Source organism: Bacillus sp. FSL K6-1366 (assembly GCF_037976695.1).
GTDB lineage: Bacteria > Bacillota > Bacilli > Bacillales > Bacillaceae > Bacillus > Bacillus subtilis.
Map to the genome: position 1 here is coordinate 2,846,200 of NZ_CP150268.1, position 20,423 is coordinate 2,866,622.

The 20,423-nt window shown below is 43.4% G+C and carries 20 protein-coding genes; 11 read left to right on the plus strand and 9 right to left on the minus strand.

The annotated features are described in order from the left end of the window. The first annotated feature begins 71 nt into the window (after positions 1-71). The 7 genes from gutB to MHI44_RS14975 all read left to right on the plus strand — a co-directional run bounded on the left by gutB (position 72) and on the right by MHI44_RS14975 (position 7,373). Positions 72-1,133 carry a sorbitol dehydrogenase gene (gene gutB / locus MHI44_RS14945; protein WP_339202297.1) on the plus strand — a complete coding sequence of 354 codons (1,062 nt, stop codon included), beginning with the start codon at positions 72-74 and terminating at the stop codon, positions 1,131-1,133. A gap of 73 nt (positions 1,134-1,206) precedes the next feature. Then, entirely contained in the window at positions 1,207-2,583 is a 1,377-nt protein-coding gene (locus MHI44_RS14950; RefSeq protein ID WP_339203562.1) for an MFS transporter, read from the plus strand. Positions 2,584-2,677: 94 nt separating this feature from the next. Further along, positions 2,678-3,640 carry a carbohydrate kinase gene (locus tag MHI44_RS14955; protein ID WP_339202298.1) on the plus strand — a complete coding sequence of 321 codons (963 nt, stop codon included), beginning with the start codon at positions 2,678-2,680 and terminating at the stop codon, positions 3,638-3,640. A 195-nt stretch (positions 3,641-3,835) separates the two neighbouring features. Further along, positions 3,836-4,519, plus strand: a complete 684-nt coding sequence (locus tag MHI44_RS14960; protein ID WP_339202299.1) for a PspA/IM30 family protein — start codon at positions 3,836-3,838, stop codon at positions 4,517-4,519. A gap of 65 nt (positions 4,520-4,584) precedes the next feature. Further along, entirely contained in the window at positions 4,585-5,610 is a 1,026-nt protein-coding gene (locus MHI44_RS14965; RefSeq protein WP_029317392.1) for a TFIIB-type zinc ribbon-containing protein, read from the plus strand. Further along, on the plus strand, positions 5,610-6,371 hold the full coding sequence (locus MHI44_RS14970) for a YgcG family protein (RefSeq protein ID WP_326131835.1): 762 nt from the start codon (positions 5,610-5,612) through the stop codon (positions 6,369-6,371). Before MHI44_RS14965 ends, MHI44_RS14970 begins: the two co-directional genes overlap by 1 nt. 30 nt (positions 6,372-6,401) lie before the next feature. Continuing rightward, positions 6,402-7,373: an SPFH domain-containing protein gene (locus tag MHI44_RS14975; protein WP_003234032.1), complete on the plus strand. Its 972-nt coding sequence runs from the start codon at positions 6,402-6,404 to the stop codon at positions 7,371-7,373. Positions 7,374-7,419: 46 nt separating this feature from the next. Here the strand turns inward: MHI44_RS14975 and MHI44_RS14980 are convergent, their stop codons facing one another. Beyond that, complete coding sequence (locus tag MHI44_RS14980) at positions 7,420-8,445, minus strand: potassium channel family protein (RefSeq protein WP_003234030.1); 1,026 nt, start codon at positions 8,443-8,445, stop codon at positions 7,420-7,422. A gap of 583 nt (positions 8,446-9,028) precedes the next feature. Here MHI44_RS14980 and iolT point away from each other — a divergent pair. Then, positions 9,029-10,450 carry a myo-inositol transporter IolT gene (gene iolT, locus MHI44_RS14985; RefSeq protein WP_116316325.1) on the plus strand — a complete coding sequence of 474 codons (1,422 nt, stop codon included), beginning with the start codon at positions 9,029-9,031 and terminating at the stop codon, positions 10,448-10,450. A 47-nt stretch (positions 10,451-10,497) separates the two neighbouring features. On the opposite strand, the gene bdhA is transcribed toward iolT, so the two are convergent. Continuing rightward, positions 10,498-11,538 carry a (R,R)-butanediol dehydrogenase gene (bdhA, locus tag MHI44_RS14990; protein WP_003234015.1) on the minus strand — a complete coding sequence of 347 codons (1,041 nt, stop codon included), beginning with the start codon at positions 11,536-11,538 and terminating at the stop codon, positions 10,498-10,500. A gap of 436 nt (positions 11,539-11,974) precedes the next feature. Between bdhA and walM the strand changes: the two genes are divergently transcribed. After that, entirely contained in the window at positions 11,975-12,346 is a 372-nt protein-coding gene (walM, locus tag MHI44_RS14995) for a cell wall metabolism protein WalM (RefSeq protein ID WP_003234013.1), read from the plus strand. 65 nt (positions 12,347-12,411) lie between these two features. Further along, positions 12,412-13,458 carry a PD40 domain-containing protein gene (locus tag MHI44_RS15000; RefSeq protein WP_038827715.1) on the plus strand — a complete coding sequence of 349 codons (1,047 nt, stop codon included), beginning with the start codon at positions 12,412-12,414 and terminating at the stop codon, positions 13,456-13,458. Between the two features lie 33 nt (positions 13,459-13,491). Here MHI44_RS15000 and MHI44_RS15005 read toward each other — a convergent pair whose 3' ends face one another. From MHI44_RS15005 to MHI44_RS15035, 7 genes are all read right to left on the minus strand, one after another. After that, positions 13,492-13,650, minus strand: a complete 159-nt coding sequence (locus MHI44_RS15005) for a hypothetical protein (protein WP_003243985.1) — start codon at positions 13,648-13,650, stop codon at positions 13,492-13,494. 189 nt (positions 13,651-13,839) lie between these two features. Next, the gene (locus MHI44_RS15010; RefSeq protein WP_003234008.1) at positions 13,840-14,049 is read right to left on the minus strand and encodes a cold-shock protein; all 210 of its coding nucleotides are present in this window, start codon (positions 14,047-14,049) and stop codon (positions 13,840-13,842) included. 82 nt (positions 14,050-14,131) lie between these two features. Continuing rightward, on the minus strand, positions 14,132-14,947 hold the full coding sequence (locus MHI44_RS15015) for an alpha/beta hydrolase (RefSeq protein ID WP_041333557.1): 816 nt from the start codon (positions 14,945-14,947) through the stop codon (positions 14,132-14,134). A gap of 12 nt (positions 14,948-14,959) precedes the next feature. After that, complete coding sequence (locus MHI44_RS15020; protein WP_032677457.1) at positions 14,960-15,946, minus strand: DUF4003 domain-containing protein; 987 nt, start codon at positions 15,944-15,946, stop codon at positions 14,960-14,962. Positions 15,947-16,044: 98 nt separating this feature from the next. Further along, positions 16,045-17,586: an outer spore coat copper-dependent laccase CotA gene (cotA, locus tag MHI44_RS15025; RefSeq protein ID WP_014479048.1), complete on the minus strand. Its 1,542-nt coding sequence runs from the start codon at positions 17,584-17,586 to the stop codon at positions 16,045-16,047. A 151-nt stretch (positions 17,587-17,737) separates the two neighbouring features. Further along, the gene (gene gabP, locus MHI44_RS15030) at positions 17,738-19,147 is read right to left on the minus strand and encodes a GABA permease (RefSeq protein WP_220396848.1); all 1,410 of its coding nucleotides are present in this window, start codon (positions 19,145-19,147) and stop codon (positions 17,738-17,740) included. A 37-nt stretch (positions 19,148-19,184) separates the two neighbouring features. Then, positions 19,185-19,472 carry a hypothetical protein gene (locus tag MHI44_RS15035; protein ID WP_032726737.1) on the minus strand — a complete coding sequence of 96 codons (288 nt, stop codon included), beginning with the start codon at positions 19,470-19,472 and terminating at the stop codon, positions 19,185-19,187. A gap of 73 nt (positions 19,473-19,545) precedes the next feature. Here MHI44_RS15035 and mneS point away from each other — a divergent pair, with 73 nt between their 5' ends. Next, complete coding sequence (gene mneS, locus MHI44_RS15040) at positions 19,546-20,418, plus strand: manganese transporter MneS (protein ID WP_339202303.1); 873 nt, start codon at positions 19,546-19,548, stop codon at positions 20,416-20,418. Positions 20,419-20,423: the final 5 nt, after the last annotated feature.

The window sequence follows — 20,423 nt, forward strand, 5'->3', positions numbered from 1 at the left end:
TGGGGGCAGTAACAGAGAAAACAAAAATGTATGCACTTACATTTTATTTTCTAAAGAAAGGAATTTGCCAAATGACTCACACAGTACCTCAGAACATGAAAGCGGCTGTTATGCACAACACAAGAGAAATCAAAATCGAAACATTGCCTGTGCCTGACATCAATCATGATGAAGTGTTGATTAAGGTGAAGGCTGTCGGAATTTGCGGATCAGATCTGCATTACTATACAAATGGACGAATCGGCAACTATGTAGTGGAAAAACCATTTATCCTTGGCCATGAATGCGCGGGTGAAATCGCCGCTGTCGGATCATCTGTCGATCAATTCAAGGTGGGAGACCGCGTCGCTGTAGAGCCGGGTGTTACGTGCGGACGATGTGAAGCGTGCAAAGAAGGACGCTATAATCTTTGCCCGGATGTACAGTTTTTGGCTACACCGCCGGTAGACGGTGCGTTTGTCCAATATATTAAAATGCGTCAGGACTTTGTTTTTTTAATCCCAGATTCACTTTCTTATGAAGATGCTGCTTTGATCGAGCCGTTTTCTGTCGGCATCCATGCGGCGGCCAGAACGAAGCTACAGCCCGGATCAACGATTGCGATTATGGGGATGGGCCCTGTTGGGTTAATGGCTGTTGCCGCAGCTAAAGCATTTGGGGCAGGCACAATCATTGTCACCGACTTAGAGCCGCTGCGGTTAGAAGCTGCGAAAAAAATGGGAGCGACTCATATTATTAATATACGTGAACAGGATGCACTTGAAGAGATTAAAACGATCACGAATGATAGAGGCGTTGATGTTGCTTGGGAAACAGCAGGGAATCCGGCGGCATTGCAATCCGCACTGGCTTCCGTGCGCCGGGGCGGAAAACTGGCGATTGTCGGTTTGCCTTCTCAGAACGAGATTCCGCTCAATGTGCCATTTATTGCAGATAACGAGATTGATATATACGGAATCTTCCGTTATGCGAATACGTATCCGAAGGGAATTGAATTTCTCGCTTCCGGCATAGTGGACACGAAGCACCTTATAACGGACCAATATCCGCTGGAGCAGACGCAAGAGGCGATGGAACGGGCCTTTCAATACAAAAATGAATGCTTAAAAGTGATGGTGTATCCAAATCGCTGAGTGAACGGGGAGGATCTTTGCATTCTCCCTCTTGCTTATCAAAAATGAAAACGGATTCTTGGGGTGGGAAATGATGATTGAAACAGAAAAAGCAGCGGCAGTAAAGACGAAATATCGCGGACTGTCCTGGTTTGAACGAATCGGCTATGGATTCGGCGATATGTCGTATAATATTATCTTTCAGTTTGTAAACGCATACTTATTATTTTATTATACAGACGTCGGCGGCATTCAGCCTGCGGTGATCGCAACTTTGTTTCTTGTTGTGCGTGTGCTGGATGCTATTTTTGACCCGATCATGGGATTGATTTTAGATAAAACGAATACAAGGTGGGGAAAAGCAAGGCCATATTTGCTGTGGGTGGCATTTCCTTTTGCGCTATTCACATTCTTATGTTTCACGACGCCTCATTTCGGTGAGACCGGAAATATGGTATATGCGTATGTCACTTATATTCTGCTTGGGATGTCCTTTAGTATGCAAACGATCCCGGTGAACAGCTTAACGGGGCGGATGACGAATTCTGTGGAGGAACGAACGGTTCTGACCACAACCCGGATGATTTTGGTGTATATCGGCATTCTTTTATCCATTTCCTGTGCGACACCGCTTGCAACTGCTATCGGAGGGGAAGATCAGGCGTTTGGATTTCAAATGACGGCGCTCATCTACGCGGCTGTCAGCATCGTTTTGAATCTATTTAGTTTCTTTACTGTACGGGAGCGAATTCAGCCTAAAAAGAGAAAAAAACAAGGGATCAAAAAGACGTTATCCGTTTTATTCCGAAACAAACCCTTGCTTATGTTAATTTCATCATTTTTGGCTTTTGCGATCGGGTTTAATATTAAGCTCAGCACGATGGTGTATTATTTTACGTATAACGTCAACCATAAAGAGTTCGTATTTATGGGCACCGTTTTATTTTTCGGAGCAGCGCTGATCAGCAATTTGTTTATTCCTTTCTTTTCTGAGAAGTGGGGCAGAAAACAAGTCATGATCATCACGGCAGCTCTATCGCTTATTTCTTATGCCGGCCTGCATTTTACGTCGTATTCTTCAATTCCACTCATTTTCATTTGGCTTTTCGCTTCGGGATTTTTCACAACGCCTTTAAATACGCTTGCTTGGGGAATGGTTGCGGATTGTGTCGATTATGCGGAATGGAAAACCGGAATTCGCGCGGATGGTGTGGTGATTTCGAGCATGAGCTTTATCAATAAGCTGGGTGTGGCGTTGGCCGGGTCATTTTCGGCCATCTATTTAGGAATCGCAGGATATGTGGCGAATGCAGACCAGACTGTCACGTCCTTGAATGCGATTAAAAACATGAATGCTTTGATTCCGGGATTCTTCATTTTGCTTTCTATTATTCTCATCGCCTTCTATCCTTTAACTGAAAAAAGATATAAGCACATCATCTCTGAGCTGGAGCAAAGGTCTGCGAGATAAATAGATGTAAAATTTTTAATATTCAATGTTGTATTTATGGCAAAAAGTAATATACTGAGACTGTAATCTAGACTTTATAAATGAGTGTGATAATATGCGTAGTCATTCTGTAGTTTGTATTGGGGAATTGTTAATTGATTTCTTTTGTACCGATGTTGACGTTGATTTAATGGAAGGGCGCCAATTCCTGAAAAGTGCCGGAGGTGCACCGGCGAATGTGTCGGCAGCGATTGCCAAGCTGGGCGGAGACGCCGCTTTCAGCGGAAAAGTAGGAAAGGATCCGTTTGGGTATTTTCTGAAGCGAACATTGGACGCTGTACATGTCGATACCTCTATGCTGGTGATGGATGAGAAAGCGCCTACAACGCTTGCTTTTGTTTCATTAAAACAAAATGGAGAGCGTGACTTTGTTTTTAATAGAGGCGCGGACGCTTTGTTTACGCTGGAGGATATTGACCAGGAAAAACTAAACGGAGCGAAAATCCTTCATTTCGGCTCTGCGACGGCACTGTTATCGGATCCGTTTTGCTCAGCCTATTTACGGCTGATGTCGATTGCGAAAGACAATGGACAGTTTATTTCGTTTGACCCTAACTACCGTGAAGATTTATGGAGGGGAAGAGTCTCAGAGTTTGTAAGTGTTGCGAAAAAAGCGATCGCTGTAAGTGATTTTGTGAAAGTCAGTGACGAGGAGCTTGAGATTATCAGCGGTGTGAAGGATCATGAAAAGGGTGTTGCGATCCTTCATGAGATCGGAGCCAACATTGTCGCTGTGACACTTGGGAAAAGCGGAACGCTTCTTTCCAATGGAAAAGACCGTGAAATCATTCCAAGCATTCCGGTGACATCAATCGATTCAACAGGGGCGGGAGATGCTTTTGTCGGTGCGGCTTTATATCAATTGGCAAATACGAATCAGATTCAATCTGTAGATGCTGATTTTGTGAAACTGCGTGAGATTGTGTCGTTTGCCAATAAGGTCGGAGCTCTTGTGTGCACTAAAATTGGAGCGATTGATGCACTGCCGAGCTTGGATGAGATCGAAGTTTCTTTGTAAATCATTGAAGATGTTTCTTGAAAGTCTTTGGACTTTTGGGGGCATCTTTTTTTATTGCTTACATTTTTGTTCAGGTAAAAAGTTATATATTTTTTGTTTGAAATGTCATTTTTTATTAAAAAAGTGAAACTTTTAACGATAATAAATAGTATATGTAACAAGGGTTACCGAATTAGCTTTAGGAGGAACGATATAATGAGTATAATTGGAAGATTTAAAGATATTATGTCTGCGAATATCAATGCTTTATTGGACAAGGCTGAAAATCCGGAGAAAATGGCAGATAAATATTTAAGAAATATGAATAGCGATTTGGCTAAGGTTAAGGCAGAAACAGCAGCTGTTATGGCCGAGGAGCAGAGAGCAAAAAGAGAATATCACGAATGCCAGGCGGATATGGAAAAGATGGAAAGCTATGCAATGAAGGCGCTGCAAGCCGGGAATGAGGGCGATGCGAGAAAGTTCCTTGAAAGAAAAACATCTTTGGAATCAAAGCTTTCTGAGCTGCAGGCGGCGAATCAAATTGCTGCAACCAATGCCGCACAGATGCGAAAGATGCATGACAAATTGGTATCTGACATTGGAGAGCTGGAAGCACGCAAAAATATGATCAAGGCGAAGTGGGCAGTAGCGAAAACGCAAGAAAGAATGAACAAACTGGGCGCTTCTGTTTCAAGTACAAGCCAATCAATGTCTGCATTCGGCCGAATGGAGGACAAAGTAAATAAGGCACTTGATCAGGCCAATGCAATGGCTGAACTGAACAGCGCTCCGCAGGATGATATGGCTGATCTGACTGCAAAGTATGACACTGGCGGTTCAAGCCAGGTTGATGATGAACTTGCGGCGTTAAAAGCGAAAATGATGCTCGATAAGTAATACATAGGAGGCCGCAGCTCTCGGCTGCGGCGTCATTTTATCATAAGATGTGAGAGGGAACGGTAATGATAATATCTTATAAGTGTCCGAACTGCGGCAGTGATATGGCATTTGACAGTGAAACCGGCTCGTTATCCTGCAGCAGCTGCGGAAGACAGGACAATATTGAAAGCCTTCCGAAAGAAAACATTGCGGCACGGTTTTCTGATGATGAAGCAAAAGAATATCAATGTGAAAACTGCGGTGCCGTTTTGATCACGGAAGCTGAAACGACAGCAACGACGTGCAGCTTCTGCGGAGGTGCTGCAATACTTGCCGATCGTTTATCAGGACATTTGGCGCCGGCGAAGGTCATTCCATTTACAATCAGCAAGCAAGAAGCGGAGCAGGCATTTCGAAAGTGGTGCAAAAAAGGCCTTCTGACACCAAGAGGTTTCATGTCTGCCGATCGCATTAAAAGCATCACCGGCATGTATATTCCGTTTTGGATGTTTGATTTAAATAGTGAAGTACAGGTGAGAGCAAACTGTACCAGGGTCCACCGGTATGAAGAAGGGGATTATATTTGCACGGAAACAGAGCACTTTGAAGCGTTTCGTGATATCAATCTCGATTATTTGAAAATCCCTGTCGATGCCTCTGAAAAAATGAAAGACGAATTAATGGACAAATTGGAGCCTTATTCATACGAAGAGCTGAAGGACTTTCAAACGGCATATTTGGCCGGTTATATTGCGGAAAAGTACAATTATACCGATGAGGAGCTTTTTCCGAGGGCAAAAGAGAAAATCAGCAGTTATATAGATTCATACATCCATTCTACTTTTTCCGGATATACGTCAGTCAATGTGAGGGACAAACATATTCACACGAAAAACGTGAACAGCTTTTACGTTTTGCTTCCTGTTTGGATGGTCAGTTACGATTATGAAAGAGCGGAGCATATCTTTGCGATGAACGGGCAAACAGGAAAGGTTGTCGGAAAGCCGCCGATCAGTCGAGGAAAAGTGGCGGCATGGTTTAGCGGAATAGCAGGCGGGACATTTCTTGCGTTGAAGCTCGTCTCATTGATGATGGGAGGCGGATTTTGATGCGTGGATTTTTTGGAAAAGCGATCTTTGTTGTGCTGGCTTTCATCATGATGCCTTTACTGGGGATCGAAGCGGCAAGAGCCTCTGAATCACAGCAGCATGTGTACGATCGTGCTCATCTATTGTCAAAAGCGGAGATCGGAAAACTTGAATCTCTCTCGGCAGAGCTGGGTGCAAAGAGGGACACTGATTTCATCATTATTACGACCAAAAGCACAAACGGTGAAGATATTGCAGACTATACCGGCGATTTTTATGATCGTTACGGAAAAGGCAGTACAGCCATTCTGACGATTGATATGACAAACAGAGAAGTGTTTATCGCAGGCTTCAAAAAAGCCGAACAGTATTTGGACAACAGCAGGCTCAATAGCATCAGAAATACGATTTCATCTGATTTATCCAATGAAAATTATTTTGAAGCTTTTGAGACATATATTCAGCTTTCCTATAAAGATATGGGCATAAAACCGGGAGTAAACCCTGACAACATATTCTTTACATGGTGGTTTCAGCTGATTGCTGCCATCGCAGTCGGGGGAATTGCGGTTTCAATCATGCTTTATCATGCAGGCGGCAAAGTAACGGTTAATGGAAATACATATATGGATCAGCGTACGTCTGATGTGATTGATCAATACGACACTTATATTAGAACGACTGTAACAAGAGAAAGAAAACCATCAGATAAAGACAGCGGCAGCGATGGCGGTGTTACGAAAGGCGGCACGTCATACAGTGGGAGCCGGGGCAGTTTTTAAATGTAAGAAATAGAGAAAGGGAGAGGCGTAATGTCGTTTTTCAGAAATCAATTAGCGAATGTAGTAGAGTGGGAAGAATTTAGAGATGATATGATTTTTTATAAATGGAACAATCGTGAAATCAAAAAAGGGAGCCGTTTAATCATTCGTCCCGGACAGGATGCTGTCTTTTTGAACAATGGGCGGGTTGAAGGAGTCTTTCAAGATGATGGCGATTATGATATTGAATCAGAAATTATTCCATTCCTTTCAACGTTAAAGGGCTTTAAGTTTGGCTTTAACAGCGGCATGCGAGCTGAGGTGCTGTTTGTCAATACGAAGGAATTTACCGTAAGATGGGGAACAAAACAGGCGATAAATATTCCGGCAGCGGGAATGCCAGGCGGGATGCCCATTCGCGCAAACGGCACATTTAATTTCAAGGTGCAGGACTATATCAGCCTGATTGATAAAATCGCTGGCGTGAAAGATCAATATTTTGTAGAGGATATTAAAACCCGTATCATTTCTATTCTGGATCAGCTTCTCATGAAGTGGATCACAAGAGAAGGGAAAGATATGTTTAATCTTCAAGCAAACGCTTTTGATATTGCCAAGGGAATTCAAGAGGACTTAGATATGCAATTAATAAGCGACGGGATGACGGTCACTGGTTTTCAAATCATGAGCTTTAATTATCCTCAAGAGGTTCAAGATATGATTACAAAGAACGCTTCCTACGGTATGGTTGGGGATGTGAACAGATACCAGCAAATATCAATGACGGATGGAATGGCATCCGGAAAGATGAGCGGAGGCGGAGCGGCTTCGGATATGGCTGGAATGATGATGGGAATGAATATGGCCAATCAGATGATGAACCAAATGAATCAAAATCAGCAGGCACAGTCATCAGGCCCACAGTCAACTGGCAGCGGAAGCAAACCGAATTTCTGTCCAAACTGCGGAACAAAAACGGGCGAAGCCAATTTTTGTCCGAATTGCGGCCAGAAGCTTGTGTAAGACTCATACAGTGAAAAGTCCGGAGTGATCAGCACTCGGGACTTTTTTATTTAGGAGAATAAGCGTTACCTATTGCTTGCTCCTGAACAGGCCATTTTCGAGCACCCGCTTGGATAATTCCCAGCAGCAATTGACGACGTTCCTTTATTGAATTGACAGCAATTTGAAATGTTTGCTTTGATAAAGCCGGTATGCCTGATTGTTGAAGCTTTGAGATGTCTGGTTCCGGCGGCGCTTGTTCTGCAGGATGGATATAGGCAGTATGAACGGTATCTAGATAGTTTTTGATACTTGAGCGCGCTTCTTTGATATGAAGCTGATTCGGCTGATATTGTTCAGGAATTCCGTATTTGAAAATGGTTAGAGCCTCATCCAATACAGCAACAGCTATAATGGATGATTCCTGATGCTGCGTGCTGTGGTAAAAATGAAGGATGGGGAAGGCGTTATGCTGAGCGGTCAGCTTTCCCAGTTCTGATGAGGCAGCGATAAGAAGAAAATCAATGTCGTGAAAATCTTTGCCATTCCATGCATTATGGACGATTTCTGTTCCGTCATGCCCTAGACTTAATACACTTTGGGCAAAGGAGCGTTTTTGATTAACCGCACTCAAGACGGAAATCAAATACGTGACAGAAAACGTGATGGTAAGCAGTCCTTGAGCTGTTTCAATAATCGTGACAAGCTTCCATAGGCCTCCGTTCGGAGCGAGGTCGCCATTTCCTAATGTAAACATGACATAGCCGGAAAAATAAATTCGGTCTGACCAGGAAGCCGGTTCTTTTGATTGAGTTTCCATAAGTGATTGAGGGTCACTTGAGTAAATCAAAACCCACCCGCCCCAAAATAGACTAATCCATATCACTAACGTCAGGCATAACAGCAGAGGACCAGCCATACTTAGAACCTTTGCGTGGTCACCGCTGATTTTGCGGCAGCCCTTCCACAGCCAGGCAGACAGGCATCTTGTGATCGGGCCTGCACCGCTCTCTAACCATAACGTGGTCCATAAAAAATCAATCATCCCCGCTGTCAATAATAAAAGGCCTGCAATGATATAACCCTCATTCATTTTGGTTGCCTCCCTTAAGCCAGCCTTCTTTTATTTTCTTCTCTATTTCCTTTTATCCTGAGTCTGAAACAATTGAACGAATGTTTGATTTTACAGAGAAAAGTAGGTGAAGTTACCCAACACTTACTCATTTATCGATATGAATAGAAAATCACAGGATTTTTGACTTGATTCACACACTTTCATGAAGAAAAACGTTCATTTTCCCCTTGAATTGGTGATTTTCCTTTTATAGAGTAAAAAATTTTCAGAAATTTATATTGACTGAAAACGTTTTTATAATTATGATAATATCAGATATAACAAAAATGTCACTATCATATCACTACAATTGAACTATCAAGTGACTATTAAATGCCAAATTTACAAGGTTATGCACAAAGAAATGACCATTGCTCTTTTAGCGAGAAATGAAATCGCTTCCATTGGAACTGACATGCTAAGAAGAAGGGAAGGTTATGAGGTTATTGGATAAAAACATGAACAACTATTTTCTGAAGCCTGCTTACGAAATGTGAGGAAGGCAGCAGCCCTGGAATGAGTTTTTGACATACGCATTTTGAAAAAGACTGGGGGAAACAGTATGAATAAACAAGGCAATCAAATGTCATTTTTACGTACAATTATTTTAGTCTCCACTTTCGGCGGGCTTCTTTTTGGCTATGATACCGGTGTGCTCAATGGAGCTTTGCCGTATATGGGAGAGCCGGATCAGCTTAATCTCAATGCCTTCACAGAGGGCCTTGTCACCAGTTCACTTCTTTTTGGAGCGGCACTGGGTGCTGTGTTTGGCGGCAGGATGTCTGATTTTAACGGCCGCCGCAAAAATATTTTGTTCCTCGCTGTTATATTTTTTATTTCAACGATCGGGTGTACGTTTGCTCCAAATGTTACGGTCATGATTATTTCCCGTTTTGTGCTCGGTATTGCGGTTGGGGGTGCATCCGTAACGGTGCCTGCCTATTTAGCAGAGATGTCTCCTGTGGAAAGCAGGGGACGAATGGTGACGCAGAACGAATTGATGATTGTATCAGGACAGCTTTTGGCCTTTGTTTTTAATGCGATCCTTGGAACAACAATGGGAGACAACTCCCATGTGTGGAGGTTTATGCTGGTCATTGCGTCACTTCCAGCCGTGTTCCTGTTTTTCGGCATGATCAGAATGCCCGAGAGTCCCCGCTGGCTTGTTTCTAAAGGAAGAAAAGAAGATGCTTTGCGTGTATTGAAAAAAATCAGGGATGAAAAACGGGCAGCAGCTGAGCTGCAAGAAATTGAATTCGCTTTCAAAAAAGAAGATCAGCTTGAAAAAGCGACGTTTAAAGATCTTTCAGTCCCATGGGTGCGCCGTATTGTGTTTATTGGATTAGGGATTGCGATTGTACAGCAAATTACAGGTGTGAATTCGATTATGTATTATGGGACTGAAATTCTAAGAAATTCCGGTTTCCAAACGGAAGCCGCTTTAATCGGAAATATTGCGAATGGCGTGATTTCGGTATTGGCAACATTCGTCGGAATCTGGCTGCTGGGAAGAGTGGGGCGCCGGCCGATGCTGATGACAGGCTTGATCGGTACGACAACAGCGTTATTGCTGATCGGGATATTCTCACTTGTACTTGAAGGATCACCGGCACTTCCGTATGTAATCCTGTCATTAACGGTCACATTTCTTGCTTTTCAGCAGGGCGCCATTTCACCAGTGACTTGGCTGATGCTTTCTGAAATCTTCCCGCTTCGCCTGCGCGGACTGGGAATGGGTGTTACGGTATTCTGTCTGTGGATGGTGAATTTTGCAGTCAGTTTCACGTTTCCGATATTGCTGGCAGCCATCGGGCTGTCCACAACGTTCTTTATCTTCGTTGGATTAGGAATTTGCTCTGTCCTGTTTGTGAAGAAGTTTTTACCGGAAACGAAAGGTCTTTCGCTTGAGCAGCTGGAGGAAAACTTCCGCGCTTATGATCACGGCGGGGCAAAGAAGGATTCTGGGGCTGAAGTGATTGGATAATTAAAAAAAGAATCCGCACCCGAGTGCGGATTCTTTTTGGTTTCAAATTAGTTAGGTCTGACAAGGATTTTGACTTGGCTTTTCTCTTTAATAAGAGCCCCGAAGCCTTCCTCGATCAAATCATCTAGTACGATTTTTTTCGTTACGAGTTTGTCGGCTGAGAAATAGCCTTCTTTCATTAATGACAATACAGCCGGGAAGATGTCGCGGTATCCGATAATTCCTTTTACTGTACGTTCTTTGATTACGATATCGTTCGGATGGATTTCAGCACCTTTTTCCCAAATGCTGACGATGACGGTTTCACCGGCAATTGTAGTGGACTGGATGGCTTGTCGTAACACCACTGGGACACCAGTGACTTCGAATGCTACGTCAACACCGCCTCCTGTACGTTCTGCAATCTCAGCGACTACATCGTCTGTTTTAGACGGATCAACGATGATCGCGCCAAGCTCCTCAGCTTTTTGCTGGCGTTCAGGAGAAAGCTCAACAGCGTAAATATCAGTTGCACCGGCAGCCTTCAGCGCTTCAATGACAAGAAGTCCGATCGGGCCGCAGCCGAATACAGCCGCTTTGTCGCCTGCTTTGAGTTTGCTTGAGCGGACAGCGTATAGAGCAACTGCAGAAGGTTCAACGAGCGCGCCTTGTTCATATGATAATTCATCAGGAAGTTTGAACAAAAGCTCTTCATCCACAGAGACGTATTCAGAGAAACCGCCGCCTCCGCCGGCTAAGCCGAGGAATCCCATTTGTTCATCAAGGTTGTAGGCGCCTTGGTGGCCGTGTGTAGCAAAAATCGGCTCGACTACAACGCGGTCTCCAACTTTATAATTTTCAACGCCTTCTCCGACTTCGACAACTTCACCGGAGAATTCATGCCCCATTGTGACAGGGGCCGTTTCATTTGTTAATGGGTGCGGTTTGTCAACCGGAATAAAGATCGGGCCGCCCAGATATTCGTGTAAATCACTTCCGCAGATGCCGCACCATTTGACTTTGATCTTTACTTTTCCCGGCTCCGTTTTTGGCTCTTCGATATGTTCAATACGGATATCCTTTTGGTTATGCCATCTTGCTGCCTTCATGGATTACCACTCCTATAACTTTTGATGTGAGTAATTCCGCACCGGTCAATATGAACTGTTCACAAAATCGCCATTTTTAAAACCAAAAAAGAAATGAAATTTTTATATAATATAATCTACGTTTTTTTGAAAAAAGAAACTTTAAAGAAAAAAGGGTCTCGCACACTCTTTTTTCTTTATATGAGAGTATCAATCGTTTACATAGCTATGAATTTGGTTTGAACAATACGGTAATGGTTCGTTCATATTGAATGCGACAACTACTCTATCAATAATTATAACGCTAATACCGCTATTATAATAGGATAATCTTCCATGGTTTAATTTAGCAGAGGTAACTTTTTGACTTTGTAACATTACTGTAAGGATATTGAAATAAAAAATAGCTGGTTGATCGTGTATAATCTTCCTAGATGTTAACAAACAGGGGGACGAAATGTTGAAGAAAGTCATTTTAGCCGCTTTTATCTTAGTAGGAAGTACTTTGGGAGCTTTTAGTTTTTCATCAGATGCCAGTGCGAAACATGTGAACGGAAATATTACTTGGTATAACGGAGTCGGGAAAAAAGGCTCTTCAGGTAAGAAACTTGGACATTGGGATTGTGCGACCAAAATCGGATTTGATGTTCCTAGAAACGGGACAAAAATCAGAGCTTATGCAAAAGCGAAGCCTAAAAAGGTGATTACGGTTTATAAAAATGATGTTGGCAGAATGCCTAATGCAGTGCTGGATGTTAGCCCTAAAGCGTTTAAAGCGCTTGGATACCCATTAAGCAAAGGGAAAGTAGCGGGGCATTACAGCTATTAATGTACATATATAATCTGGAAAGCAAGAAGTCACATTCTTGCTTTTTCTATTGGTGGAGATAAAAGATGAAAAAAAGAATCATATTATTATTAGCAGTGATAATAGCGGCAGCTGCCGCGGGGGTTGCGTTTTATGTTGCAAAGGATAAAGGCCATGAGAAGGCTGCTGATGTTTCAGTCAATACTGAAAGCGGTGATGAGCTGCTGGTTTCAATTACAGATACGGATCTGCTGACAAAGTATTATGAAAATGACAAGGTGATCCATGAGGAGAAGCTGACCAGCTATCCGGCATTTGCCTTGGATCAAAAACAGCAGGTGCTCTATTATACGGGCAATAATGAACAGAATGAAATGAGGCTTTTTAAACTGGATCTAAAGTCTAATAAAAAGACGGTGCTTTATAAAGGCGCGGAGAGTGCGGACAGTTTGTTTTTATCAAAGGACCGTTCAACCATCTATTTCCGCTTAGGAAAAGCGGACGAAAGCAATTTTCGGATCGCCGCTTTTGATCTGAAAACGAAAAAGTACAAAAATCTTTATCCTGCCGCTAATGATCAGGATAACACCGTCAGCAGCTTCTTTTATAACCAAAAAAACGATTCATTTGCATTGCTTCATTATTCTGTAGAAGAAGACTACAAGAAAACAGATGAAGCAAACGAAAAGGGCATCGACCCAGAACCGACAACGATTCATTTTGCGGAAGGCCGCCAACATAAATTTAATGAGCTGAAAAGCCTGAACCAATTTATCAGCGATATTGCTGTTTCTGATGATGATAAACGTATTTTATTCACATCATATACGCAGAAAGGAACGGAGCAAACCGCTTCTATTCAGATGCTCAATGCGGATACGAAAAAGTATGAAAGCATCATCTCAAATCAAAAATCATTTAAGCTGTTAATTGACGCACAGCCTCAGTTCTCTAAGGATGGAAAGAACATTTATTTTCTTGCCGAAGCCAAGGGGGCTAAAAAGCTGAAGGATGAAACAGGGCGTGAAGCTAAGGTGCGGACGATTTATTCCTATAGCCTTGAAAATAAGACCTTCAAAAAAGTATGGGAAAATCCAAACGGCATCATCAACAGCTTTTCTGTGATAAACTAATAAAAACCACTCGGCATAAGCTGAGTGGCTTTTTTAATGGATGAGGTGCAGGGCTAATGATCCGAGCCATTTAAAGATATGAATCAGAGGTACTGACAAAAACAGAAGTTCAACATATGAGTTCATTGCAACATTCAGCTTTTTGAACGCAGCTCTTTTTTTCAAGTCTTTTTGCTGCTGGTTTGAGATCACGTTATCACTCCTCTTATATCCATATTATACCATTGAAACAGACAAAAAAGCCCTAAACGTTTACAGTTTTGGGCTTCTTTCTTCGTATTTGGCCTCTTGCAATGAGAGGCTTTTATTCTGAAATATAGAATTTTGTCTCCGTTCGGGGTTTGTTTGCTTGCGGGAGACTGCATTTGTTATAGGGAAGAACTAGCTTGTTTTCGTTTGGCTGTTGTTTTGGAGATTCACTAATGAACGGATGCCGTCGACCATTTTACTTCCGCACAAAGGGCACAATGGCGTATCACTGCTGGCGAAGTTTTTTCGGGTCCAGCCATTACAGTCTTCTTTTGTGCATTCCCAAGTACTCACATCTTCTTTTGGCAGCGGTTCTTGATTTCGTTTGTTATAGTAAGACATAAAGTCACTTCTTCCCTCATGTATTTTACTGCACATTTCTTATTGTCTCATACTTTTCCCTAATCTCCTAATTCCTTTTTCTTTATGACTTTCCAATAACCCCATCTAAAAAGGAGAGGAGTGTGCTGTTAAAAGCATCTGGCTCTTCTAAAAACGGGCAATGGCTGCTTTTAGAAAAGGTAACGAGTGTCGCGTTTGGAATATTGCTGCGCAAGTGTTCCCCAGCTGCTGTAGAGAAAAATTTCTTGTCTTCCCCGAAGCACAGCAATGTCGGCACATTGATGTTTTGGAGGGTGCCCCGGTAATCAGCGGCCGTTTGGTTAAATAAAATCGTGCTAGAAATGGCAGCCGGCTGTTTGAGGATTTCTGCCAGCATCCATTCTGTTTCGGTCTCGGCAGGCGGTTCTGCGAACATATTCTGGATGAAGCTTTCGTAGAAAGGCAGCGGGTCAGTTTGAATGGCGTGCATCGCTGTTTTTAAGCCGTCAAAATCAAATGGACCGTGTTCCCAGCCCTCCCATTGATAGTCGGAAGCGGATTGATCGATGATCACAGCGGCTTGAATGTTATCATTCCCAAATTGATTGAGATAATCCCATACGACAAAAGCGCCCATTGACCAGCCGGCAAGAACGACATGGTCAAGCTCCATTGCATTTAGAAATTCCCTTATGTCACGGGCATATTGGGAAATGGTGTGGCCGTGAAGCACTTTGTCAGATTCGCCGTGTCCTCTAAGATCAAGACGAATACATTGATAATTGGCAGAAAGCGCCGAAAATTGTTTGTGGAAAAATTGTCCGCTCATCAGCACCCCATGTATAAACAGGATCGGCGTCCCGTTCCCGTGTGTTACATAGTAAAGGCGTGTCTGATCTTCTAATGTGATGTATGGCATGTTTCTCCTCCTTTAGTTTCCATCATGAGTATGGCTGGCTGCTGTTGAGCTGATGATGGCAGCTGTCGCGGCTGCCTGCTGTGCTTGAATGACTGTTTCGATAGCGGTGTATAGTCCTGATTCCATCAGCAGATTTTTCTCCATATGCTCACTGAGATAGAGGCTGACAGCAATTTTAAAGTTCATTTCCTTTTGCCATTTAAAAGCTTTTTCCTGGTTTAATTCGTCAGTGATGCACAAAACGGTTTTGATATCTGGCTCTTCCAGAAATGTGAGGAGAGCAAGGTCTGGATAATGATAATCCTTTGGTTTTTTGACATCAGTGATCGATTGATATATCTGTTTGCAGGCGGAAACAAGCATTTCGGGCTCTTTTTCACTTTGCAAGGCCAGAATATGGCTGACCTGATGTAAGTACTGTCCTTTTTTAAAGCCGTTGGCTGCCAGCAGTTGATAGCATGTTTCCGCCTTCTGTAGCGCCTGCAAACCTTTTCCGTTTTCTCCAAGCAGTATGGCGAGCGGAACATTCTGAGTTGAAGTGAGGAAATAATGATTTTTCTTCATCTGCTGATAAACTGCTAGCCCCATGTTCATCTGTTCTTTTTGGTTTGTCGTTTCAGATTTGCCGGTGAGCAAGATCAGAGTGGAAAGGTATGTGAACATATCCCGCTTATATCCTAGCTTCACCATTTCATTGTATACATCGATAAAAGTATGAAATGTTTGTTTTGCCTCATGCTGAAAATGAATGTCCAGAATAGATGCAACAGTAAAGCGGTGGTGTGAATTGAGTGTTGAGAAGCTGCCGATGTTTGATTTGATATAGCTGCTCAAATCATAAAAGCGCTGAAAATCAAACTCTCTTTTATTCACAATATATGCAGAAGAAATGAGCATTAATATCTGATCGTGTGAAACTTTCCATTTTAATTTTGATTTTAATTCAGCATAAATGGAAATGTATTGCTTTATTTTTTCATGTAGGTCGTGTGTCAGCATAAAAAGCAGCTCCTTTTTGCTGTTTTTACGTAATACGATAAATAGGGCCAAAGGTTTCATAAGGAAAAAACTTGCCTGCTAGAGGCAAGTTTGTCGGGTTATTTATGGGGATCTGTTATATCCATCGGTCTCATCATGTCATAGTCTTCATGCTCTAGAATATGGCAATGCCATACGTATCGTCCGCTGTACGGACCGAATGTCGCCGCGATTCTCAGGACTTCACCTGCATGCGCCTGAATGGTGTCTTTCCAGCCCTTTTCACTTGGCGGCGGCGGGACAGCCGGACCGGTATAGGACAATTCCCCGCTTTCTTGATAACGGGCGATATCAAACGGCCGCCGGTCTAATACACGGAAGGAGACTAGATGCAGGTGGATCGGATGTGTTCCGCGTGTCGGGTTGATAATGGACCATATTTCAGTTGTGCCGACTTTTGGTGCTTCTGTGACGGGATCATGCCAGCGTTTGTTATTAAGCAGAAGGACGGGTCTGCCGTATTCGTCCTGGGTGCCTGCCAGTTTTAACGTTCTGATGTTTTGTATTCTTTCATGCTGTACCGAAGGGTATGAGGCGAGGTACTTCGGCTTTCTGCTTTCGTCTTTTTGTGCCAATGGTTTTGTGACTCTGAATTGCATGATATTCGCATCTGTTTCAGGATTGACGTCACCGCCGCAGCCCGCGCTGTTTGCCAAAATGATCGATTCTCCTTCATATGCTGTGAAGTCAATGATGATATCATAACGTTCAGCAGGCGCAAGGCTGAAAGAATTCAGTTTAACAGATCGCGGCAGGAGCCCTCCATCTGAACCAATCTGAATAAACTCTCCGCCATTATCGAGTGACAGGTTATAGGTTCTTGTATTGGAGGCGTTGATGACACGGAATCGGTATTTCCTTGGCTCGACTTCCAAGTATGGCCATACCTTCCCGTTGACGAGTATGGTTTCTCCGCAAAAAGCCGGAACGATTGAAGGATTAGGCAGTGACGGAGAAGGGTTTTCCGGTGCGCTCGGATAAAACAAAGAACCATCCTCATTGATCGTGCGGTCTGTGATAAGAAGCGGCACATCGTATTCGTCTGAAGGCAGTTTTAAGCGTTTTTCCTTTGGGTCATGAATGATATAAGCACCGACAAGTCCGGCATAGACATTTAGCCTGGTGAGCGCCATGGCGTGATCGTGATACCACAATATAGCCCCGCGCTGCTGGTTTGGATAATGATAAACCTCTCTTTTGAAATAAGGTCCTGTTTGTTCAAAGTCTTTGGAAAACCAAGCCTCCGGATACCCGTCACTATCATCTGGCGTGACGCCGCCGTGTAAATGAACAACAGTCTTTACCTCGGGCTCTTCATGCTGGCTGTCACTGTGATGAATGGTGTGATCAATCGGAAGGAAATGCGTGGAAGGAAGATTATTCATCCATTTTACATATACGTTTTCATTTCTTTTAACCTCAATGGTCGGCCCCGGAAATAAGCCGTTGTAGCCCCACAGGCGGGTTGGAGGGAGATCGCGATGGAGCTGATGAGTGCATTCCTCCATGGTGACTTCGTAGTATGTTTTTTCTTTTGATTGCTGTACTGGCTTTAGTGTATCTGGGATTGGGAGAGCATCCACAAATTTTTCAAGTGTCATTTTCATCTGTCCTTATCTAAATTTTCCAAATTGGTATTATAGTTAATGACAATAAGGACGTGATGGTTACAAAAAATCTTCGTGCTGCAGCCCGCCCGAAGAAGAAAATAACAAAATCCTAAACGGCAGGCCGTTTAGGATTTGATCAGCATTAAGGCAGGATATCGGGTTGCTGCTGTGTGACTGGGTTGGCAGCCGCTTTCTCGCTCACCTTGCGTTTTCTGAACACAAGGTAAGAAATCAGAACGATTCCCGTGATGACGCCTGTCAGCAGCAGCTCGTCTCTCATGGAATCAATAAACGCCATGGACACTAAAATTCCGCAAATGGCGATGATGGTCAAGTAGGTTAGGAAAGGGAAGAGCCACATTTTGATCTTCAATGCTTCTGGGTTTGTTTTTTCGAGTTTTTTCCGCATTTTCAGCTGGGAAACGGCGATGACAAGATAGACGAGTAAAGCGATTGCGCCTGATGAGTTGACTAAGAATAAAAAGACGGTATCCGGTGAAAAATAGTTCATTACGACCGCGATATAAGAGAAAAATGTCCCGGCCACAATGGCTTGTACGGGAACGCCTTTTTTGCTCAATTTCATAAAACGGCGCGGCGCTTCATTTCTTTCTGCAAGTGAATACAGCATTCTGGATGTGGTGTACAAACCTGAATTCAGGCAAGAGAGTACGGCTGTGAGGACGATAAAGTTCATAATCTGTGCGGCTGCCGGCACTCCTATATGCTCAAGTACAGCGACGAAAGGGCTTTCTAAAATATTTGCTGAATTCCATGGCAACAGCGCCACGACAATGGCAATTGAGCCCACGTAAAAGACGATGATGCGCCATACAACGGATCTGGTGGCTTTTGTCACAGATTCGATCGGATTGGATGTTTCCCCTGCTGCAATGGCAACGATTTCAGTTCCCATAAAAGAGAAGATGACAACGACAATGCCGAGCAATACGGAGCTGATGCCCTCAGGGAAAAATCCGCCTTTGCCTGTAAGATTCGAAAAACCGACTGGCTCACTGCCCGGTGCAAAGCCAAAAATAAAGGCAAAACCAACGATTAGAAAAGCAATGATAGTCACAACTTTAATGAGGGAGAACCAATATTCAAACTCACCGAAAGACTTAACGGAGTAGACGTTTGTCAGGGTGAGCACAATGGTCAAGATCAAACTTGTCAGCCACAGCGGAATATCATGGAACCAGTATTGAATAATGCCAGCACCGGCAATGGCTTCGATCGCGATGACGATCACCCAGAAAAACCAGTACAGCCAGCCGATTGCAAATCCTGCCCACGGGCCGATGGCGTCGTGAGCGTATTGAGAAAACGATCCGCTCGTCGGGTTTACGGCAGACATCTCACCGAGCATTCTCATAATAAAAATCACCAATAATCCGGCTAACGCGTAAGAAACAACGGCACCCGGACCGGTCGAGTGAATCACTGAACCGCTGCCTACAAATAGGCCGGCTCCGATTACACCGGCAATCGAAATCATTGTCATATGGCGGGTCTTTAATTCCTTTTTTAATCCTGATTGAGACTGGTTCATAAGTTACCTCCTTTTAAAATGCAATCATTACTGAATATTATGATAATTGAAACTCTATCATAAATATACAGTTTGTCGAAAATTCGTGTAAGAAAATATACCAGCTTATTTCAAATTTGTAGTGTTTTGTTTGCGCTTTCAGCGAATGTGTGGAAAAAATGTTTCGTTTTTTATTCGCTGTGTGATTTTGTGTACTATTTACAATTCGATAGAATGCGAGAAGCGCTGGTGTCATTGGATCTGATGGGCTTTTTGGCGGAGCAAATAAATTGGATGAGAGAAAAAGTGTTCCATCATCACTATTTTTCTGTGGCGGGTGAATCATGTTTCTGTAGACCCACTGCGGTTCAGCTTTGTAAGATAATAATAGGAAAATGTGAGCGGGGAGGAGGTTTTGTATGGAGAGATATGATGAACTGAAAAAGGGAGAATCCGGGGCGCTGGTCAGCATTGCCGCGTATCTTGTTCTTTCCGCAATTAAACTGATCATCGGTTATCTTTTTCACTCGGAAGCACTTACGGCAGACGGGTTAAATAACACAACTGACATTATTGCTTCTGTTGCTGTGCTGATTGGCCTGCGCATCTCTCAAAAGCCTCCTGACGAAGATCATCCATACGGCCACTTTCGAGCGGAAACGATTGCATCGCTTATCGCATCGTTTATTATGATGGTTGTCGGCCTGCAAGTGCTGTTCAGCGCCGGAGAATCTATTTTTTCTGCTAAACAAGAGACGCCGGATATGATTGCGGCTTGGACGGCAGCGGGCGGGGCAGTCCTGATGCTGATCGTTTACCGGTACAATAAAAGGCTGGCCAAAAAGGTGAAGAGCCAGGCGCTCCTTGCTGCGGCTGCTGATAATAAAACAGACGCATTCGTCAGTATCGGCACATTTATCGGCATTGTGGCTGCTCAATTCCATCTTGCTTGGATTGATACGGTCACTGCGTTTGTGATCGGTCTGCTTATTTGCAAGACCGCATGGGATATTTTTAAAGAGTCATCTCACTCTTTGACAGATGGATTCGACATAAAGGACATTTCCGCTTATAAACAGACAATCGAAAAAATCTCCGGTGTGAGCCGTTTAAAAGACATAAAAGCAAGATACTTGGGCAGTACGGTTCATGTTGATGTGGTGGTTGAGGTATCGGCAGATTTAAATATTACGGAAAGCCACGATATAGCCAATGAAATTGAGCGGAGAATGAAGGAGGAGCATGCGATTGATTATTCGCATGTTCATATGGAGCCTTTAGAACACAAATAATTGAG

Bases quoted from the DNA above. Each gene is read 5' to 3' on its own strand.
- gutB (WP_339202297.1), top strand. From the start codon at position 72: ATGACTCACACAGTACCTCAGAACATGAAAGCGGCTGTTATGCACAAC.
- MHI44_RS14950 (WP_339203562.1), top strand. From the start codon at position 1,207: ATGATTGAAACAGAAAAAGCAGCGGCAGTAAAGACGAAATATCGCGGA.
- MHI44_RS14955 (WP_339202298.1), top strand. From the start codon at position 2,678: ATGCGTAGTCATTCTGTAGTTTGTATTGGGGAATTGTTAATTGATTTC.
- MHI44_RS14960 (WP_339202299.1), top strand. From the start codon at position 3,836: ATGAGTATAATTGGAAGATTTAAAGATATTATGTCTGCGAATATCAAT.
- MHI44_RS14965 (WP_029317392.1), top strand. From the start codon at position 4,585: ATGATAATATCTTATAAGTGTCCGAACTGCGGCAGTGATATGGCATTT.
- MHI44_RS14970 (WP_326131835.1), top strand. From the start codon at position 5,610: ATGCGTGGATTTTTTGGAAAAGCGATCTTTGTTGTGCTGGCTTTCATC.
- MHI44_RS14975 (WP_003234032.1), top strand. From the start codon at position 6,402: ATGTCGTTTTTCAGAAATCAATTAGCGAATGTAGTAGAGTGGGAAGAA.
- MHI44_RS14980 (WP_003234030.1), bottom strand. From the start codon at position 8,445: ATGAATGAGGGTTATATCATTGCAGGCCTTTTATTATTGACAGCGGGG.
- iolT (WP_116316325.1), top strand. From the start codon at position 9,029: ATGAATAAACAAGGCAATCAAATGTCATTTTTACGTACAATTATTTTA.
- bdhA (WP_003234015.1), bottom strand. From the start codon at position 11,538: ATGAAGGCAGCAAGATGGCATAACCAAAAGGATATCCGTATTGAACAT.
- walM (WP_003234013.1), top strand. From the start codon at position 11,975: ATGTTGAAGAAAGTCATTTTAGCCGCTTTTATCTTAGTAGGAAGTACT.
- MHI44_RS15000 (WP_038827715.1), top strand. From the start codon at position 12,412: ATGAAAAAAAGAATCATATTATTATTAGCAGTGATAATAGCGGCAGCT.
- MHI44_RS15010 (WP_003234008.1), bottom strand. From the start codon at position 14,049: ATGTCTTACTATAACAAACGAAATCAAGAACCGCTGCCAAAAGAAGAT.
- MHI44_RS15015 (WP_041333557.1), bottom strand. From the start codon at position 14,947: ATGCCATACATCACATTAGAAGATCAGACACGCCTTTACTATGTAACA.
- MHI44_RS15020 (WP_032677457.1), bottom strand. From the start codon at position 15,946: ATGCTGACACACGACCTACATGAAAAAATAAAGCAATACATTTCCATT.
- cotA (WP_014479048.1), bottom strand. From the start codon at position 17,586: ATGACACTTGAAAAATTTGTGGATGCTCTCCCAATCCCAGATACACTA.
- gabP (WP_220396848.1), bottom strand. From the start codon at position 19,147: ATGAACCAGTCTCAATCAGGATTAAAAAAGGAATTAAAGACCCGCCAT.
- MHI44_RS15035 (WP_032726737.1), bottom strand. From the start codon at position 19,472: ATGATTCACCCGCCACAGAAAAATAGTGATGATGGAACACTTTTTCTC.
- mneS (WP_339202303.1), top strand. From the start codon at position 19,546: ATGGAGAGATATGATGAACTGAAAAAGGGAGAATCCGGGGCGCTGGTC.